Origin of the sequence: Paenibacillus harenae, assembly GCF_030812415.1 — a bacterium.
Lineage (GTDB): Bacteria > Bacillota > Bacilli > Paenibacillales > Paenibacillaceae > Pristimantibacillus > Pristimantibacillus harenae_A.
On the sequence record NZ_JAUSST010000001.1, the window covers coordinates 861,270 to 875,609 of the forward strand.

The 14,340-nt window shown below is 51.5% G+C and carries 13 protein-coding genes and 1 pseudogene; 3 read left to right on the forward strand and 11 right to left on the reverse strand.

What is annotated here, in order from left to right:
- Positions 1–27: 27 nt before the first annotated feature.
- Positions 28–1,128, reverse strand: a complete 1,101-nt coding sequence (locus J2T14_RS04110) for a low temperature requirement protein A (protein WP_307468589.1) — start codon at positions 1,126–1,128, stop codon at positions 28–30.
- A gap of 239 nt (positions 1,129–1,367) precedes the next feature.
- Between J2T14_RS04110 and J2T14_RS04115 the strand changes: the two genes are divergently transcribed.
- Positions 1,368–2,288 (forward strand): ABC transporter ATP-binding protein, encoded by a 921-nt coding sequence (locus J2T14_RS04115; protein ID WP_307468021.1) that lies wholly within the window; start codon positions 1,368–1,370, stop codon positions 2,286–2,288.
- Positions 2,224–3,237, forward strand: a complete 1,014-nt coding sequence (locus J2T14_RS04120) for an ABC transporter permease (RefSeq protein ID WP_307468023.1) — start codon at positions 2,224–2,226, stop codon at positions 3,235–3,237. The genes J2T14_RS04115 and J2T14_RS04120 overlap by 65 nt, the downstream gene beginning before the upstream one ends.
- 82 nt (positions 3,238–3,319) lie before the next feature.
- Here J2T14_RS04120 and J2T14_RS04125 read toward each other — a convergent pair whose 3' ends face one another.
- The 8 genes and pseudogenes from J2T14_RS04125 to J2T14_RS04160 all read right to left on the reverse strand — a co-directional run bounded on the left by J2T14_RS04125 (position 3,320) and on the right by J2T14_RS04160 (position 11,110).
- Entirely contained in the window at positions 3,320–3,655 is a 336-nt protein-coding gene (locus J2T14_RS04125) for a helix-turn-helix domain-containing protein (RefSeq protein ID WP_307468591.1), read from the reverse strand.
- Positions 3,638–5,986 (reverse strand): annotated as a pseudogene (locus tag J2T14_RS04130) (LuxR C-terminal-related transcriptional regulator); the annotation flags it as partial. The gene J2T14_RS04125 and the pseudogene J2T14_RS04130, both read right to left, overlap by 18 nt.
- 158 nt (positions 5,987–6,144) lie before the next feature.
- On the reverse strand, positions 6,145–6,777 hold the full coding sequence (locus J2T14_RS04135; protein WP_307205487.1) for a hypothetical protein: 633 nt from the start codon (positions 6,775–6,777) through the stop codon (positions 6,145–6,147).
- A gap of 74 nt (positions 6,778–6,851) precedes the next feature.
- Complete coding sequence (gene rpiA / locus J2T14_RS04140) at positions 6,852–7,529, reverse strand: ribose-5-phosphate isomerase RpiA (RefSeq protein ID WP_307468024.1); 678 nt, start codon at positions 7,527–7,529, stop codon at positions 6,852–6,854.
- Between the two features lie 19 nt (positions 7,530–7,548).
- Positions 7,549–8,508: an acetylxylan esterase gene (locus tag J2T14_RS04145; RefSeq protein ID WP_307468593.1), complete on the reverse strand. Its 960-nt coding sequence runs from the start codon at positions 8,506–8,508 to the stop codon at positions 7,549–7,551.
- A 159-nt stretch (positions 8,509–8,667) separates the two neighbouring features.
- Positions 8,668–8,919, reverse strand: coding sequence for a hypothetical protein (locus J2T14_RS04150; RefSeq protein ID WP_307205489.1), 252 nt, complete (start codon positions 8,917–8,919; stop codon positions 8,668–8,670).
- A 150-nt stretch (positions 8,920–9,069) separates the two neighbouring features.
- Positions 9,070–9,981, reverse strand: a complete 912-nt coding sequence (locus tag J2T14_RS04155; protein ID WP_307205490.1) for an NAD(P)-dependent alcohol dehydrogenase — start codon at positions 9,979–9,981, stop codon at positions 9,070–9,072.
- 82 nt (positions 9,982–10,063) lie between these two features.
- A complete protein-coding gene (locus J2T14_RS04160; protein ID WP_307468026.1) occupies positions 10,064–11,110 on the reverse strand; it encodes an AraC family transcriptional regulator in 1,047 nt (348 codons plus the stop codon).
- A 117-nt stretch (positions 11,111–11,227) separates the two neighbouring features.
- Between J2T14_RS04160 and J2T14_RS04165 the strand changes: the two genes are divergently transcribed.
- Positions 11,228–11,809, forward strand: a complete 582-nt coding sequence (locus J2T14_RS04165; protein ID WP_307205493.1) for an NAD(P)H-dependent oxidoreductase — start codon at positions 11,228–11,230, stop codon at positions 11,807–11,809.
- Positions 11,810–11,897: 88 nt separating this feature from the next.
- On the opposite strand, the gene J2T14_RS04170 is transcribed toward J2T14_RS04165, so the two are convergent.
- Together J2T14_RS04170 and J2T14_RS04175 are read right to left on the reverse strand one after the other, a co-directional pair.
- On the reverse strand, positions 11,898–12,860 hold the full coding sequence (locus J2T14_RS04170; RefSeq protein WP_307468027.1) for an alpha/beta fold hydrolase: 963 nt from the start codon (positions 12,858–12,860) through the stop codon (positions 11,898–11,900).
- 373 nt (positions 12,861–13,233) lie between these two features.
- Entirely contained in the window at positions 13,234–14,331 is a 1,098-nt protein-coding gene (locus J2T14_RS04175; RefSeq protein WP_307468029.1) for a HupE/UreJ family protein, read from the reverse strand.
- Between the last annotated feature and the right edge of the window lie 9 nt (positions 14,332–14,340).

The window sequence follows — 14,340 nt, forward strand, 5'->3', positions numbered from 1 at the left end:
TTCTCGCGCTCCCTGCTCTATTTTCCATCAAGTCGTCACTTTGGCGTACACGGCGAAGAACAACATAACCTCGCCTACCAACAAGTAGCTTGGAAGCGCCACGATGAAGCTTAATGCAATAAATACGATCAGCGCTCCAAGCAGCAGTCCAAGATGCGACGCCCCCAATCTTTGCCCATCATGTCTGTACTTATGGAACACGAGGGTCGTCGATAAGAAGTACAGCGACACGGAACCGAACAGGAAAGTTACCATATACGCATAGTCAAGCTGATCAAGAAACAATAGCCTAATGGAAGCGGCCAGCATGCATAACGATATGAAGATGAGCAAATGACCGTAAATAATAATTTGCCCGGCCGACTCTATGTTTTTGTTCACCTTCCGCTCGACATTTTCAAAGTATTGCCACCATATCGCGATGGCAAGCAGGAAGGTCAATACGGCAAACAATATGGATTCCCAGGTCCAATCGCTGGACTGCAATACGGCGAGTATGCTGAGAAGAATCTCCCCCAGCAGAATCAGCGTGAATAAGGAGAAGCGCTCCAGCAGATGATGGGTGTTGATCGGGGTCTTCACCAGATGCCGTCTGCCGATTAACGGCAGCGCAATATCGATCGCTATGCCTGCATACAGCACTGCATACCGTACCCAAGAGTCGAAGAAGATGGACAGCGACGAGATGGCTAGTCCGATCCAGAATCGGCTGCCCAGGTAACGAGCCGTAACCTTGCGATGATTCTGCTCCCGTCTGCTTACAGCCAGATACTGGATCGCCGTCATGGCCCTTAATCCGACATAACCTATTAAAAAAGGTACATAGTACTCGTCGAACTCCACAGACAGACTGGCAGTCATAATGAGTGAGAAGAACAGCTGCAAAATCAGAAAGATGCGATGCGAAACGCTATCTTCCCCGAAACGATTGACAAAAAGGGATTGCCCGACCCAAGCCCACCAGATAGGAACAATAATAAGGACGAACTTTAGTAAATAATGTGTTGGAATCGTATCATGCTCGACATGCAGCAGCACATGCCCGGCCTTGGATACTGCGGCCACAAAGAGCAGATCGTAGAACAATTCCAGCCAAGTAACCTTTTTCGCTATATGACTTAGCGACATTTGCGACTTCCTTTCCGTAAATCGTTGATTTTTATTTTTTCCCAAATATCTTAACCTCTTATTAATAGAATTATATATTCAAAGGGAGGCTGCTGCATAGAAAATCATAGGAAACTAAACGGCGCAAAAAAGCCCAACCTCGACCTAAGCAGGGGGAAAATCCTATTCGAAGGTCTATTTTATGCCAATACTACTTCCAGTATAGTACACATGTACGATAATTCTAGGAGGTAATTCGCATGACGGAAGCCGTGTTGCAGCTTCGCAACGTGACCAAATCGATTGGCGGACGCAAGATCGTCGACAATCTTAGTTTCGATATACCCGCAGGAGAAGTATTCGGATTTCTAGGACCTAACGGTGCCGGCAAAACAACGACGATACGTATGATTGTTGGCTTGATCTCGATGTCGAAGGGCGAGGCCCTCATTAAAGGAGTGTCCGTCCGCGAGCACTTCGAGCTTGCCATGACGCATGTAGGGGCAATCGTCGAAAATCCGGAAATGTATAAATTTTTGACCGGTTATCAGAATCTGGCGCATTTTGCACGGCGCCACAAAGGCGTTACGAAAGAGCGAATCAACGAAGTCGTTAAGCTGCTTGGACTTCAAAACCGCATCCACGAGAAGGTCAAGCGTTACTCGCTGGGCATGAGGCAGCGGCTTGGCGTTGCCCAAGCGATTCTGCATCGCCCTTCGCTGCTTATCCTGGACGAACCGACCAACGGACTCGACCCGGCAGGCATACGGGAGCTCCGCGATTATTTGCGCAAGCTAACAAGAGAAGAAGGCATCTCCGTCATCGTCTCTTCCCATCTGCTGTCCGAGATGGAGCTTATGTGCGACCGGGTCGCCATCATACAAGCAGGCAAGCTTATCGACATCCGCTCCCTGCAGGAGGCACGCGATTCGATACAGTCGAAGATCGTTATCGAAGTCGGCGATTTGCTTGCCGCACAGCAGCTGCTTGCTTCCATTTTCGATGTTTCGCGTGTCGAGGTGAACGGCAATCTGCTTGAGCTTGCGGCAGACAAAGCAGCTATACCCGATATAGCTAGGCTTCTCGTAAGCTCGGATATTGACGTGCTCGGCATTCATGCGGTGCAGAAGTCGCTCGAAGAACAGTTCCTGGAAATTACCGGAGGTGAGATGGTTGTCTAGTCTGTCTAATCTAATACGAAATGAAAATATGAAAATATATCGCCGTCCGCGCACTTGGCTGATGATTGCCTTCCTCATTCTCGCGATCGGGCTGATGAGCGGCATCATGAAGTGGGACGCAAGCCAAAATGCCAATCAAGATTGGCAGAACAATTTAACCGAGCGGAACACCCACATGCAGCAAGAGCTTCAAAATAACAAAGAGCTCTCGGAGGGTGACGAAACCTACTTAACGAATGAAATAAAGCTCAATGAGTATTACCTGGAACAGAATATAAATCCTAACCAATTGTCGTTATGGAGCTATGTAAACACCTCAACTTCCTTAATTATGCTGGCGACGATACTGACGGTCATTATCGCAGCCGATATGATTGCCGCCGAATTCACATGGGGCACGATTAAGCTTCTGCTTGTCGGTCCGGCATCGCGAACGAAAATTTTGTTAAGCAAATATATCGCTACGCTTGGCTTCGCGCTTCTGCTGCTCATCGTAACCTTCGCAACCGCCTATGCGGCCGGCGGCATACTTGAAGGCTTTGACGGAACAAGCCAATCGAGAATAACGATTACCGAAGCCGGCGTTATCCAAGAGAGCTCCTATTTCGTTAACTCGTTGGAAAAATACGGTTTCTCCGTCGTCTCGATGCTGATGTACGTAACGATGGCTTTCATGATCTCGTCCGCATTCCGCAGCTCGTCGATGGCGATTGCCTTCTCCCTGCTGTTCATGTTGGTCGGCAATGTGCTCTCGGCGTTTCTCAGCGGCTACAGCTGGGTCAAGTACTTGCTTTTCTCCAACATCGATCTGACGCAATATTTAAGCGGCTCCACGCCGTTACGACCGGAAATGACGCTGACGTTCTCGATTATGATGCTCTTCGCCTATTACGTCGTCTTCCAATTCGTAGCTTGGCTATTGTTCACGAAACGAGACGTAGCCGCTTAACTTAACTTTTCGCAAAAGAAACCTCACGCCGCCCTCTAAGGCTGCGTTGAGGTTTCTTTGGTTATTTGAAGAACAGCGGCAGCTACAGCAGTCCTAGCTCCCGCGCTCGCGCCACAGCCTCGGTGCGCCGCTTTACTTGCAGCTTATCGAACACATTCCGAATATAGCCTTTCACCGTGCTTAAAGCAAGGTATAGACGACTGCCTATCTCTTGATTCGACAAACCGTCGGCAATTAGCCGAAGGATTAACAGTTCCCTTTCGCTAAGCGGTTCGATAAGCGACCGGACAGGGCGGGGCTTTCGTGCACGGGGCTCGGCCGCTCCGATGCCAGCTTCCGCTTCGAAAGCAGCAAGCAGCCTGCTCGTATAAATCGGCGTTACGCTCTTCTTAGCAAGTTCGGACAATAGCTCCTTCATTGCATCGCCCTCTTCCACGAAGAGCCGTATGAAGCCGCCCTGCTCTGCCAGCGCCAGCGCTTCGCGCAGCACCTCCATTGCCTTGCCCATATCTCCGGCCCGATGCAAAGCGATGGCTTGCACAACCATGACGGCGAGACGCTCGCTCTCCCAGCTCTTCGTTTCCAGCTCGCTACGGAACGTCTCCAGGATCGCTATCGCTGCAGCAGCGTCACCCTCTGCTAGATTTACCTTCGCCATGCTGATTGGCAGCTCGTGCTGGCGTACCAGCTGCGCTGCTGCCGAAACATTGCCTTGTCGCAGCAGGATGGCCGCATGTGCGGCAGCTACCTCGGGCATCCGAAGCATATAGTTATGCTGAATGGCGTATTGCCCGGCTTATGCTATCGCGGCAGCCGCTTCCGAGACTTCTCCCCTTGCCAATAGCAAGCGGGCTTGCAGCAGTTCGCAGACAACGTAGCGATCCGTGTTCTCGATTTGGGAGGCAAGCAGAAAACTTTGCCGGAGATGCGGCTCGGCTGCAGCGATGTCATTCCACTCGCAGTTGATGCGGGCGAGGCCTAGATGCGCTTCGCAGGAAGCCGGCATCGGCGTATCGCCTACTAATTCCAATACGCTGCGGTAAGTGTCTGCCGCCAGCTCAAGCTGATTGTCTTGCTCCTGCAAGCCGCCGAGGCCGATTGTCGCCATCACTTGAATGATGAAATGGCCGATGCGTTTGCTTATCGCAATGGCTTCTATATAAGCTTTCCGCGCAGCGGCGCGGTCACCTTGCAGCTGATAGGCATAACCAAGCGACCATGTCGTAGCGGTGCGTACGGGCAGATTGTCCGGATGCAAATATTCGAGCGCAAAACGCGACTCGGCAATAATAGAATCCATCTGATGCCGGCTTACCGCAATCGTAGCCCGAATGGAAGCTATATGTCCGATTACGTCACGAGTTTTATCGTCCAACGTCGTTTCCCGCAACGCCGCTTCAGCCGCTTGCAGCTTCTGTTCGGCGCCATTCAACTGTCCAACCATTAACAAGGCCGACGCATGCAGCACCAATAACGAAGGCATCTCCTGCAATAGAGGCTTCGACAGCGATTCCAGCCAGCGGAGCGCGGGAGTAACCGCCCCTCGGAAGATAAGGGGCATTCCTCCCCCTTCCAGCAGCCTTGCTGCCCGCATGTGTTCCTCGGCTGCCGCTGCATAGCGGAATGCCTCGATCTCCAGCCCATTCTCCTCATACCAAATGCTTGCGCGCAAGTTCAATTCGTTTGCGGAGCTAACGGCTCCGCCTGCATGGGAGACGACGTTCTCGTGTTGTCCCAATGTCTGGCGCAGCAAATCGGCGAAGAGATGGTGGTAACGATACCAGAGCCGCTCATTGTCGAGAGGAACGAGAAACAGATTGGCACGCTCCAAGTATTCCAAGGTTCGCTGGCCCGTACCTGTACCCGAAACGCGATCTCCGACAACAGCGTCGCATAAAGGACCGAATAGCCGGTCCAGAATCGAAGTTTGGATGAGAAACCGCTGAACGTCATCCGATTGTCCAAGAAGCACTTCCTCAATCAAATAATCCAGCACGAAACGGTTGCTGCCGGAGAATGACTGGATGAATCCGGATGTGTCATGATGACCTTGCATGGAAATGGCCGCCAATTGCAAGCCTGCAATCCAGCCTTCCGTACGCGTCTCCAAGAGAGCGACGTCATCTGGCGAGAGATCGAAATTCATAACCTGGTAGAGAAAATCCGCGACCTCCGTGTAAGTGAAGCGCAACTCCGCTGCGCGCAGCTCGTTCAATTGATCTCTGGACCGCAATCTGCCCAGAGAAATAGGAGGATCATGCCGGGTCGCAATCACAAGATGGACATGCGGCGGCATTCGCTCGATAAGAAGAGCAATCGCTTCGTGAATCGGACTGGCTTCGATGACGTGGTAGTCATCTAGTACAAGAATCGCATTGATGTTGGCAGCGGCAACATCGCTTAGAACAACGGCTAGAACCGAATCGATCGGCGGCTGCGGCGATTGGAGCAGCGTAAGCGCGCCCTCCCCAATACCGTTCCCGATCGACTGCCAGGCAGCGATGAGGTAGGTCAGGAAACGCGAAGGATCGTTGTCCCCTTCATCCAGCGACAGCCACGCCGCAGGACGGTCGCAGCCCGCCAACCATTCGCTAAGCAGCGTCGTCTTGCCGAATCCCGTGGAAGCGGATACAAGCGTTAGCTTGCGATGCAGCCCCCCGTTCAATCCTTCGATCAGGCGTGATCGGCGAACAGTAACAGGTCTAGGCCGGGGTATATATAATTTAGTGGAAATAATCGGCATTCTCATACCTCAATTATAGTAATGGCCGCTTCTAGCCGTCAATCACCTTATAGTTATTAGCTCTAGCTACCGCAGTAGTGAATCATAAAAAAGACACTCCCTCTTGCGAGGGAGTGCCTTCAGGTCACTTCATTCCTATTTCATCGTGTTGCGAACTAACATGGTTATTGCAGCCCATGCTCCTCGCGGATCTTATACAAGCCTTGTAGCAGCAGTTCCGCAGGATCGCGGTTCAGCATCAAGTGCGTGAACAAGAGCTGGAGCGGAACGGCGCATACGTTGTTGCCGTCGCGAATCGACGGAAATCCGGCTTCCAAGACCGGGCCGTGCTGCTCGTTCATATCAAGTCCTACATGCACTTTCTCCGGTTCGAATTCTTCGCGAACGGCCTCCATGCATGCCGGCACCAACTGGTTGTCGATGATGGACTTGGCCGCTTCTTCGGTAGCGGGGGGATTGGGGAACGGTCGGCCTCCCGCTTCATTCATCATTTCGAAATAGAAAGAGGACATCCACTGCGCCGGATCTCCGCCCGATTGAAACCTCGATACCAGCTCTTGCAGGAAGAAGCCGCAAGCATAGCCGTTCTTAGACTCGTCTTTTACTTGATAGAGGAATACCGGGCCATATTTTTCCTGATTGACGACTTGTCCCTCAACATCTTCGAAATACATTTTCAGTGCCGTAAGGCCGTTATGATGGACCGCCTTGATCAGTTCCATCAATCTTTCATTGGAATCGGTTGCTTGATCCCCATTGTTGCCGTTGACGTCTGCGTTTTTCGTCTCATTGTTCATCGTCTGCTTCACCCGTTACCATCATAGCATTTCGCCGTTCGGACAGTCTAGTCCACCCAAGCTTGCCGCGAATATCACTTTGACTTCGGCAATCGCTCTTCTACCGATCCATCCGTAAAGCCCAAGACGATCCTTTCCGCCATCTTCACGAACAGACCGTTCTCCACGACTCCCGGCAATTGATTCAATGCTGCGCTCAACTGCTCCGCATCCTGGATAACGCCGAAATGGCAATCTAAAATGTAATTCCCGTTATCGGTGACATAGGCTGCTTCATCGGTCAATCGGAGGACTGGATCGCAATCCAGCTTGCCTAATTGCCTCCTTGTCAGTTCCCAGCCGAATGGAACGACTTCAACCGGCAGCGGAAATTTCCCTAATGCCGGGACCCATTTGGACCCGTCAGCAACGATAATGAGGCGACGGGATGCAGAAGCGACCAGCTTCTCCCGCAGCAGCGCTCCTCCGCCGCCCTTGATCAAGTTCAAATCCGCGTCCGCTTCGTCGGCGCCGTCAATCGTCAAGTCGATCTCGTCTACCTCAGCTAAATCAAGCAGCGGAATGCCGAGCTCCGTTGCAAGCTCTTCCGTTCTCCTTGAAGTCGGCACGCCTTGGATTTGCAGCCCGCCCCGCACCAGCTCGCCCAGCTTCATGATGGTCCAATACACCGTCGATCCCGTACCAAGACCTACGACCATCCCGTTCTTTACGTACTCCGCCGCTTTTTCTCCGGCCAATTTTTTTCCATCCATATTCGTATTCTCCCTTGGGTTACAGCTTAAGCAGGAACTGCATCGTCTTATCGTTGAAGCCCGGCAAATGCTCGTGGCCGAAGTCCGGGAACAGCTCTACCTGCTTCGGAGCCTTAATTTTGTTATAGGCTGCGAATTGCGTGGACGGCGGACAGACCGTATCGCTAAGCCCCACGCCCATCAGCACTTCGCCTTGGATTCTATCGGCCAAATACTGGATATCTATATAACCCAGCTTCGTAAAAATTTCGTTCTCCCGTTCATGCTGCGGATCAAAATAACGAAAGAACGTCCTTAGCTCGGAATAAGCATCCTTAGCGAGGTCCATCTCCCATACGCGCCGATAATCGCTAAGAAACGGAAAGACGGGAGCCAACCGCTTAATTCTCGGTTCCAGCGCGGCGCAAGCAATCGTGAGCGCCCCCCCTTGCGAGCCGCCCATCGCGCCGACGCGCTCCGGATCGACCTCCGGCATGCTCATTGCGATTCCGGCTAGCTGCGCCGTATCGAGGAAGATATGCCGGAATAATAAATCATCGGGATTGCCGTCCAATCCTCTAATGATATGACCGTTCAGAGTCGTCCCCTTCACGCCGCCCGAATCCTCCGAATGCCCGCCCTGCCCGCGGCAATCCATCGAGAAGACGGAATAGCCGAGCGCTACGTATTGAAGCTTGTCCTGCCAGTCCCCCGCGTTTCCCGAATAGCCGTGGAATTGCACAACCGCCGGATGAGGCTCGGCTGCCTGCAGCGGCTTCAAATATTTCGCATGAATCCGCGCGCCTCTGACGCCGGTGAAATAAAGGTCGAAGCATTCCGCGTACGGTACTTGGAACTGGCTGCGGATCAGCTCAATCTGAGGATCGACCGACTTCATCTCTGCAATCGCCCTGTCCCAATATTCGGCGTGGTCGGCCGGCTTCGGATTACGTCCCTCGTACACATATAATTCTTCCAACGGCTTGTCTACCAGCGGCATAAATAAATCCATCCTCTCTCTCTCTTTATAAAGCGTTTTCCTTAGTTTAGCATATCGCGAGCCCTGTAGAAATAATAGAATCAGGTATCCCAAATCGTTCTCCAAACCCCTTCGCAAAAAAAGAAACATACCCCCTCGGTATGTTTCTCCGGCGCCCAGCTATGGGCGAAGATGCTGCTTGCGAATTTCGATCGTTCCTTCTGTCATGATGAAAAACCCCTTATTTGCGAAGGAAACAATTCGACTCACGCTAATGCCGGTTTGATTGGACAGATCAAGAACCATCGTATCCGGGTTGGCCTCAACGATGCTGCGAAGCTTGCGGTACATCTTCTCGCAGCTCGGGCACATGTTTTTGCTTGTCCTCTCCGATAATTCTCCGCAAAAATCGCAAATCTGATAGTTTGCCATGATGTCTCCTTCTTATCGCCGGAAGCTGTAAGCGATTCTAATGATATGAAAGAATTTGCCGAATTACAGGTATTTTATCATAACCAATAGACATATAGCTCTATAAATTTATGCAAGGAAGGAGCTTGTTCGAACTATAAATAAGTCCTCTTAACTCACCGTAATCACCACATTGCCCTTCTTATGGCCTTGTTCTACATAACGGTGAGCCTCTCGAATGTTCTCGAGGGGATAACGTCTATCGATAACCGATTTAAGCTGGCCGGTCTCTAGCAGCTTCTTGATCAACAGCATGTCTTCGACTTTCTCCTTTGCTACGCCTTGGCCCTCGACGGTCACGAATTTGCCGCCGGGCGTTAAAGCTTTGAGACAGTCGGCTTTCGAGCTTTTGCCTACCGCGTCGAAAATCAGATCGTATGTCTCCCCGAGCTCAGCGAAATTCCGTTTCGTATAATCGATGACTTTGTCGGCACCCAAAGACTTCACCAGTTCGATATTATCGGCGCTGCAAATGCCCGTTACCTCGGCTCCGAAATGCTTGGCAAGCTGCACCGCCGAAGTCCCTACAGATCCCGAAGCGCCATAGACCGCTACCTTTTGCCCGCTTCTGATTTGGCCTTTGCGCAGAAAATGCAGCGACGTTGTGCCTCCGAACGATACGGCCGATGCTTCCGCGTAAGTCGTATTATCCGGAATATGAGCCATTACCGCGTCTTCGGATAAACAGATGTACTCCGCATAAGCCCCGAAGTGCATACCCGTCATCGCGAAGATTCGGTCTCCCTTCTTAAACCGCGTTACGCGGCTGCCCACTGTAACGACTTCCCCCGCCAGCTCCACGCCTAGAATCGGATTTCTCGGTTTCGTAAAGCCAAGGACGATTCGCATCGGAATCCAGAACAGCAGCGGGCTGCGAAAGCCTCGAACCCTGCAATCCCCCGACGTGACCGTCGTCGCATGCACGTTAATCAGAACTTCGTGATCTTTCGGAATCGGCTTTACAACTTCTCTTAGCTCCAGAACGTCCGGCGAGCCGTACTTCGTGCAAATAATCGCTTTCATCGGTTTCCTTCAACTCCAAACCTCATTTTGCAATTATTATAGCTCGATGCGGCGGCAGCTTATAGATACTTAAGTATGGACATCAACGGTCGCTGCCGGCTAAATCGACGATCTCCCGCATATTGATACCGGTATTGCGGTATTGCCCGGGAGACACTCCCGTCCATTTCTTGAAAGCGTTCTGGAACGCGCTTGGCTCGGAGAAGTGGAGCAAATAAGCGATCTCGCCGATCGAATGCGCCTTTATTTGCAAATAGCTGATCGCGAGCTCCTTCCGCACGCGGGCCGATAACAGATTATATGAGGTTTGTTCCTCGTTCAGCTTATTTTGCAGCGTTCTTGTACTCATATTGAAATAATCGGACGTCTGCTGCAGCGTCGGAAAATGCGCGGGCATGCATTTCATCATCCATTGAAACACTTGATCGGAGAACGCATTTCCCTGTATAAGCCTCTCCTTCGTTTCTTCCGCCAGTTTCTCGAAAATGCCGAGCAGCTTCGGATCCGCATACAGAACGGGATAATTCAGTACCTCCTTGTTCACTCGCAGGAAATTGTCCTCTCCTCCGAAGCGCGGCGTTCTGCCGAACACGGATTGGTAAGGCTGGACGTTGGTTTGCTCTTCATGAGTGAACTGCACTTCACGGAGCGTGATGCGCCGATTACTCAGCCTTCCGATCAGGCGATACACAGAGCTAGCCATATCCTCCATGCAATGGCGTGACATTCTCTCGGCACGATTGCTCGCGTATAAGCGGATGATGACATCGTCACCCCGATCTTCCCATTCCAAGTTGAATCCGCTCACTAATATGACATTGTAACGCTGATAGGCTGCGAGCGCGTCTGACAGCTTTCCCGAGTGCATCATGACATAACCGAGAATGCCCATGTCGGCGATCTCGGCCAGCTCCCCTTGACGCAAACCGAAGAAATCGTCGCCGGTATACTCGGCTGCGCATAGAATCAATCGCTCCAGCTCCCTGCCGGAGATCCGCGCTTCCGGATCCTGCAGCAATGCTTCGTCGAAGGAAGCGTATCGGAAGAAACTTTCCATCTCGTATCCCTTATGAACAATTGTCTTCATGATCGGATAAACCATTGAAATCGCTATTCGTTGATCGTTCAAGCCAGATCCCGCCTTTGCGCTTTTGTTCACTTTTATTGCGCCGCTCGTCATTCATCTCTTACCGCAATTTCATTATGCTGTATATATCTTACAACAATATCGCGGAGGAGATCGATCATGAAATCAAATATTCTCGTCATTACCGGCCATCCCGACACCGAAAGCTTCTGCTCGGCGTTGTCCCAAGCTTATATCGAAGGCGCTAAACAACAGCCGGTGCAAGTCCGTGCCATTCATATGGGCGAAATCGCGTTCGAACCGAACTTGAAGTATGGCTACCGCCAAAGGACGGAGCTGGAGGAAGATTTGTTGAAAGCGCAGGAGCTTATCCGCTGGGCGGATCATCTCGTATTCGTCTATCCCGTCTGGTGGGGTGCGATGCCGGCCATTCTGAAAGGCTTCTTCGACCGTGTTTTCTTGCCGGGCTTTGCCTTCCAATACAAGGAGAATTCCATATTCATGGATAAACTGCTCACCGGCAAGACCGCACGGCTCATCGTGACGAGCGACACGCCCTCCTGGTACAATCGGTTGATTTATGGGCAAGCCGGGCATCGTGTCATGAAGCAAAACATCTTGCATTTCTGCGGAATCAAGCCCGTTCGGGTAACCGAAATCACACCGGTCACCCAATCAACGGAAGAGAAACGCAAAAAATGGCTAGACCAAGTGAAGAGAATGGGCGAGCGGCTAGCTTAGAGGATGTATGGGGGTGAATGGAGGAAACAACACAAGCCCGCGAATCCCTATGATTCACGGGCTTGCCATATGAAACGATCGTGTCCGTCTATCTTGCAACTTTCAATATTTCCTCGACGACGACATCCGGCTTGTATTGATGGAGATAATGTGAGGAATCCGGCACGATGATTTGCTTCCCCGATGAAGACCACTCCGGAAATGCGGCTTGACTGTCTATCCAGAGCTTATCATTGGCAAACTTGCCAAAATAATCGGCGGATAAGACGGTTAGCGGGAAATCGAACGCCTTCTTGTCCTTTAGAATCGTATCGGCATTGCGGCGGCTCTGGCGAATTTCATCCGTCATGTCCCTGTTGGCGAGCTGCAGCAGCGTTGACCTGCGTTCCAATTCCTGCAACTCCTGCGGCAGCAGCTTCAAGGCGTTGCGTTGGTCGTTCATATTGTCGGCGAAACCGTCGAATCGGTACAGCGTACGAATGATACCGGTCTTAAGAGCGAGACGCTGGACTATCGGAATGATGGTCAAAGCCGGGCTTTCCTTGTAATATTCCGGACTGCCGCCGTCCACCATCACGATCCCCTTCACTTCGTCCGGGAATCGCTGCGCATAACGGATAACTTCCAGCGAGCCAAGCGAATGGCCGACCAGCACATATGGCGGCTGTTGGCCGGACTGTCTCAGCACCTCGCGCAATTCGTCCGTTATGCTGTCGATGTCCCGCTTCCTGCCCGTCGTGTCGCTATACCCGTAGCCAAACCTGTCGTATACGGCTATTTTGACATGGCCGCGTAGACCTTCATATAGCGGATAGAAGTCCGAGTACGGATTCACCGTCCCCCAGCCCGAGGCAAATACGACGGTCGTATTCCCTTCTCCTTCCGCATATAGGTGCATCCGATGATTGAACACGTCGTATAAGTTGCCGACAGGCTGGTACTTGGATCGATCCTGCCTCTCGCCGTTCCATTGATACACCGCGCCCGCAAGCGCTAATAGGAGGATTAAACCTATTCCATACAAAGCTGTTTTCCTTATCCGTTTCCACATCTTCGTAAATTCCCCCTGATACCTTTGCGGCTTTTTCTGGATTTTTTATCCTTTCCTTATTTTACTTGGAAATGCCGCTCTGCGTTTCAGTTTTACAATTTCTTTACTAATCGCCTTAACTTGATGAGAAAAACCCTAATCGGAGTACTTCGAAGATGTGCGACCTACAAGTTTGCGTAGCAAACTCGCTTCGGAAGCAGATGCGGTCAACAAAAAAGGGCTCTCGCGGGTGATCTACGATCAGACCTCCCGGAAAAGCCCCTCTTTCATTTTGTCCGTTGACACAGGAGGTTTCTGATTCGATTTCTTAAGATAATGAAGCGTATCGCTTCACCCTTGCAAACACGCTCAGACAGTACTCCAGCCCTTCGAGTCAAATCTCTAAAACCCTCTGAAAAAACCAAAACAGGCCTATCGCGATTACAGCGCCGGAGCCGACTGAGACAGCGCGGGGATAAGTCCGGTAACGCCGCAGAAGTGCAAGCAGCGGGAAAACCAAAGAAATGATGATGATTTGTCCGATCTCCACCCCGGCATTGAAAAATAGCAGGGAAGATAACAAGCTTTCGCGCGAAAGGTCCATCTCTTGCAATATGCCCGCAAACCCGAATCCGTGCACGAGACCGAAAAGCAGCGTCACGATCGTACGGTGCTTTGGATCTTTATTGAATAAATTTTGTGCTGCCACGAAGACGATGCTTGCGGCAATGGCCGACTCTACCCATCGTCCGGGCAATTGAACCAATCCAAAGGTAGCCAGTCCCAGCGTTACGCTATGCCCAACCGTGAATGCTGTAACCACTTCCACGACGCTGCCCAACCTTTTGGCGGCAGGCAGCAGGCACAGTACGAACAGAATGTGATCGTACCCGGTAAAGATGTGCTCTGCGCCAAGGACAATAAATTGCCACGCTTGACGCAGCCAATTGCGTTCGCCGACTACCAGTTCCCGGTTCGTAATGTTGAAGATGAACTCCTGATCCCCTTGGGGCCCGCTAATTTGAGCGATATTTGAATGGGACTTGTTAACGTCTTTAATAAATACATCATAATGGATACGGGTGGAATCACCATCTCCGGAATAAACCAATTGAAATCTGGCCAACCCCGCCTCGCCAACCCTCTCGATGCTTGTGCCGATAAGTTCAGGCTCGACGGGCACCTCGTCACGGTATATCTTAACCCCGGATGCTACATAATCAAACACCGCCTCTGTCCTGGAGTCAAGCGCTTGTTGAAGTTCCTCAACTGAAGGTGCTGACAACATATCAATGGGCATCGGAACCACACTTGCTAGATCGTGGAAGTCCAGGAGCACTTCTACATATACCTCATTCGACTCAATTTGCACATCCATGTACCCGTTTTCCATGGCATGCGCGCTTGCGGGCCCGGGGAACAGCACGAACATCGGGACCGTCAGCGCAAGAACCGTAAACAAAGCGGCAATTAACATTATGATCCGTTTCATAGTCGATCC

What these genes read in the sequence shown, in the direction of transcription:
- J2T14_RS04150 (WP_307205489.1), bottom strand. Translation starts at nt 8,919, where the DNA reads ATGGCAAACTATCAGATTTGCGATTTTTGCGGAGAATTATCGGAGAGG.
- J2T14_RS04120 (WP_307468023.1), top strand. Translation starts at nt 2,224, where the DNA reads ATGCGGTGCAGAAGTCGCTCGAAGAACAGTTCCTGGAAATTACCGGAG.
- J2T14_RS04125 (WP_307468591.1), bottom strand. Translation starts at nt 3,655, where the DNA reads ATGAAGGAGCTATTGTCCGAACTTGCTAAGAAGAGCGTAACGCCGATT.
- J2T14_RS04145 (WP_307468593.1), bottom strand. Translation starts at nt 8,508, where the DNA reads ATGCCGCTGGTAGACAAGCCGTTGGAAGAATTATATGTGTACGAGGGA.
- J2T14_RS04110 (WP_307468589.1), bottom strand. Translation starts at nt 1,128, where the DNA reads ATGTCGCTAAGTCATATAGCGAAAAAGGTTACTTGGCTGGAATTGTTC.
- J2T14_RS04135 (WP_307205487.1), bottom strand. Translation starts at nt 6,777, where the DNA reads ATGAACAATGAGACGAAAAACGCAGACGTCAACGGCAACAATGGGGAT.
- J2T14_RS04175 (WP_307468029.1), bottom strand. Translation starts at nt 14,331, where the DNA reads ATGAAACGGATCATAATGTTAATTGCCGCTTTGTTTACGGTTCTTGCG.
- rpiA (WP_307468024.1), bottom strand. Translation starts at nt 7,529, where the DNA reads ATGGATGGAAAAAAATTGGCCGGAGAAAAAGCGGCGGAGTACGTAAAG.
- J2T14_RS04165 (WP_307205493.1), top strand. Translation starts at nt 11,228, where the DNA reads ATGAAATCAAATATTCTCGTCATTACCGGCCATCCCGACACCGAAAGC.
- J2T14_RS04155 (WP_307205490.1), bottom strand. Translation starts at nt 9,981, where the DNA reads ATGAAAGCGATTATTTGCACGAAGTACGGCTCGCCGGACGTTCTGGAG.
- J2T14_RS04170 (WP_307468027.1), bottom strand. Translation starts at nt 12,860, where the DNA reads ATGTGGAAACGGATAAGGAAAACAGCTTTGTATGGAATAGGTTTAATC.
- J2T14_RS04115 (WP_307468021.1), top strand. Translation starts at nt 1,368, where the DNA reads ATGACGGAAGCCGTGTTGCAGCTTCGCAACGTGACCAAATCGATTGGC.